Genomic DNA, 1,395 nt, shown 5'->3' on the forward strand with positions numbered 1-1,395 from the left:
GGGGTGCCCGGCGGCTTCTTCTCCTTCTTGCCCTTACCTTTGTCGCTTTTGTCGCGGTGGGCCCCGGTGGGGGATCGATCGTCGGCGGTGGTGGGGTTGCGTTCGGTCGTATTGGTGGCCGAGGCGGCCGGGGGGCCGACAGTAGTCAGGGCCAGGCCGGTCACACCGGCGAGCCCAACGGCCCACCACCGCCATCGTGATCTTGTTGGAGTCTTACCCGGGTGTCCCGGTGGGGGTTTGTGCGGACGGTTCATCGCGGCGTCGGTGTCCTTTCTGGTCACGGATGATGAACCCACCCAGGTGTTAGCTGGCGGGTGGTTGATCCTCAGCTATCCGGGAGGCGGTATAGCAGCCCCTTCAGTTGAACCCGAGGGCATGGTTATAGGGGCGCGAAGGGGAATTAAATATCCATAAGAGTATTGCGCCGCTACTGTTTTCCGATGGTTCGGCCCCCTGTGTCAGCAGGTTTAGGGCCCCTCCTCCGCCGGTTAACGGAAGAGGGGCCCTCACTTGGATATGTGCGTGATTGCTATCCGACGCACCCTGGAACATCGACGCAGTTGTTGGGCCGGTTTTTGATGACGAGGGTGCCGGTGGCGGTGTTCAGGTTCACCGTGCCGCCGCTGTTGAAGACACCTCCGCCGTCGGTCGTGGCGAGGTTCTTCACCACATGGGTGTTGAACAGGGTGGTGACGCCGCCGCCAATGTTGTAGATGCCGCCACCCTGATCGGCCTGGTTGTCGACAATCTTGGAGTCTCGCAGCACAAGTTGGCTCGGGTTGAAGACACCACCGCCGAGGCCTGCAGCGGCGGTGTTGCCCTTGATGAGGCTCTTCTCGGCGACCACGATGGCATCGGAGTCGATGAACAACCCACCACCGAATCCCGCTGTCGAGGTGTTGTTGGTGATCTCGACCTTTCGCAGGGTGAGTTGCCCGTCAACCAGCGCTCCGCCGAACTGGGGCGCGATATTTCCGGTGATTGTGCTGTCAGAGATTGTTCCGACGCCCTCGGTGATCAGCAAGCCTCCGGTAGAACTCTGAGCTTGGTTGTCGGCGATGACGCTCTTCGTCGCGCTCACCGTGGCAGCGCTGCCGACGCTTGCTATGCCGCCGGTGTCGCTGGCGGTGTTTGCCTTCACCTGCGACGTGGTGACGGTGAGGAGACCATTGTCATTGATGATGCCGCCGCCGGTCGTGCCGGCGGTGTTTCGGCTGATGGTGGAGTGGTCGACGGTCGTGGTGCCGTTGTTGGCGATGCCGCCTCCTTCGGTGTCGGCGACGTTGCGGGTGATGGTGCTGTGGTTGGTGGTGAGGGTGCCGCCGGGGTTGACGAGGATGCCGCCGCCGGTGATGGTGTGTCCGCCGGTGATTTTGAGTTTGTTGAGGGTGAGGT

The 1,395-nt window shown here is 62.3% G+C and carries 1 pseudogene; it reads right to left on the minus strand.

The window, feature by feature from the left end:
• Nucleotides 1-529: 529 nt before the first annotated feature.
• A pseudogene (locus tag K228_RS29110) lies at nucleotides 530-1,395 on the minus strand (right-handed parallel beta-helix repeat-containing protein); the annotation flags it as partial.

This window comes from Salinispora cortesiana, from assembly GCF_000484695.1.
Taxonomy (GTDB): domain Bacteria; phylum Actinomycetota; class Actinomycetes; order Mycobacteriales; family Micromonosporaceae; genus Micromonospora; species Micromonospora cortesiana.